Source organism: Mycobacterium sp. (genome assembly GCF_036488105.1).
In the GTDB taxonomy this organism is placed as follows: Bacteria; Actinomycetota; Actinomycetes; order Mycobacteriales; family Mycobacteriaceae; genus Mycobacterium.
In genome coordinates, this window is the sequence record NZ_DASXHW010000272.1 from 1 (window position 1) to 2,219 (window position 2,219).

General features: G+C 64.5%; 1 protein-coding gene and 1 pseudogene. One reads left to right on the plus strand and one right to left on the minus strand.

Annotation, left to right across the window (positions count from 1 at the left end):
• On the minus strand, positions 1-1,848 hold a 1,848-nt coding region (locus VGH54_RS14000; protein WP_331512618.1), incomplete at its 3' end, for a PHP domain-containing protein.
• Positions 1,849-1,983: 135 nt separating this feature from the next.
• Between VGH54_RS14000 and VGH54_RS14005 the strand changes: the two are divergent.
• A pseudogene (locus tag VGH54_RS14005) lies at positions 1,984-2,219 on the plus strand (LLM class flavin-dependent oxidoreductase); the annotation flags it as partial.

The following is a 2,219-nucleotide window of genomic DNA, read 5'->3' on the forward strand; positions in this document are numbered from 1 at the left end:
GATGCCTTTGTGCTCGGCCACCAGGTCGATGGCATAGTGCAGCGCCGAAAGCATACCCAGCCCGAGCAGGTCAAATTTCACCAAACCGATTGCCGCGCAATCGTCTTTGTCCCATTGCAACACGCTGCGGTTCTCCATACGTGCCCACTCGACCGGGCAGACGTCGGCGATCGGCCGATCGCAGATCACCATGCCGCCGGAATGGATGCCCATGTGCCGAGGCAGGTTCTGGATCTGCTCGGCCAACTCGATCACCTGCTCGGGAATGTCTTCGATATCCGACGGGCGTCCACTCCAGTGGCTGATCTGTTTACTCCATGCGTCTTGCTGCCCTTGTGAGAAACCCAGGGCACGAGCCATGTCGCGCACCGCGATCCGGGAGCGGTAGGTGATCACGTTGGCGACCTGAGCCGCATAGTCGCGGCCGTATTTGTCGTAGACGTACTGGATGGCCTTTTCGCGCTGATCCGACTCGATGTCGATGTCGATATCGGGTGGGCCGTCGCGGACCGGCGACAGGAACCGCTCGAACAACAGCTCGTTGGCCACCGGATCGACCGCGGTGACGCCAAGGGCATAACAGACCGCCGAGTTGGCCGCCGATCCCCTGCCCTGACACAGGATGTTGTTCTCCCGACAGAACCGGGTGATGTCGTAGACCACCAAGAAGTAACCCGGAAACTGGAGTTGGGCAATGATTTCCAGCTCACGCTCGATCTGGGCATACGCTTGGCGGGCATGGGCTCGCGGACCGTAGCGACGCTGAGCCCCCGCCATCGCCAGCTCGCGCAGCCAGCTGTCTTCGGTATGCCCGGGCGGAACGTCGAACGGCGGCAGCTTCGGGGCGATGAGCGCCAGACCGAATGCGCATTGCTCGCCGAGTTCGGCCGCGGCGGTCACCGCATCGGGACACTGCGCGAATAGCCGTGCCATCTCCTCACCGGAGCGAAGATGTGAACCGCCAAGCGGGGCCAGCCAGCCGGCGGCCTCGTCCAGCGACTTCCTGGCCCGTATCGCGCCCATGGCCATCGCCAGCCGGCGGCGCGACGGTCCGGCGAAATGCGCGCCGGTGGTCGCAACGCTGCCGAGCCCGAATCGCTTTGCCAGTACGGCTAATTCGGCGTTGACTTCGTCGTCAGCCGGGCAGCCGTGATGGGTCAGCTCGACGCTGACCCGGTTAGAGCCGAACCGGTCCACCAGATCAGCCAACGCCGCCGAGGCGGCCTCCGGTCCACCGGTGGCCAGCGCGGAGCGGACGTGGCCTTTGCGGCAACCGGTCAAGATGTGCCAGTGGTCGCCCGCGGCGTCGGTGAGCGCATCGAAGTCGAAGCGCAGCTTGCCTTTCTCACCGCCGGCCAGATGCGCCGCTGCCAGCTGCCGCGACAATCGGCGATAGCCTTCCGGCCCGCGCGCCAACACCAGCAGATGTGGGCCGGCCGGATCGGGATCGTCAGTCCGGGCGCCGGATCCCAGCGACAATTCGGCGCCGAACACCGTGCGCATGTCCAATTCCACCGCCGCCTCGGCGAACCGCACCGCCCCGTAGAGGCCGTTGTGATCGGTCAGCGCGATGGCCCGCAGGCCGAGCCGGACCGCCTCCTCGACCAGTTCTTCCGGCGCGCTAGCTCCATCGAGAAAGCTGTACGCCGAATGCGCGTGCAATTCGGCATACGCGACCGACGAACGCATCGGCCGGCCGTCGTCCGGCGGCTGGTATGCCATCCGCTTGCGCGACCAGGGCGCCTCATCGGCCGGGGTCCACACGGTTGGCGTGCCAGAACGGCGCGGTTTACCGGAGAGCACCCGCTCCATCTCCGACCAGCCCGGCGGCCCGTTGCTCCAACCCACCGACTCAGTCTATCGAATGTATGTTCGATATTCGAGGTGCTGGCCGTCCCGCGAATTGAGTAGCCGAGTACTTAATCGACCCCGATCGGCCGGCGAAATACTGAAACGCCAGGATCACAGCGGGAAGGACACACGATGGCCCGATTTCGTGTGGGCGTCATGGACTTCAATCTCGTGTCCCGCCCGACGCCCGAGAGTTTGACACGGGCCACTTACCTGAATGCGTTGACCAACCGCGTCGACTCGTTGTGGCTCCCTGACCACCTCAACGGACTGTTTCCGCGATCGTTGTGGAAGCAGAAATATTGCGGTGCGACCAAGCTTGTACCAACCCTCGATGCGTACATGGAGCCGTGGACAATGCTCGGGCA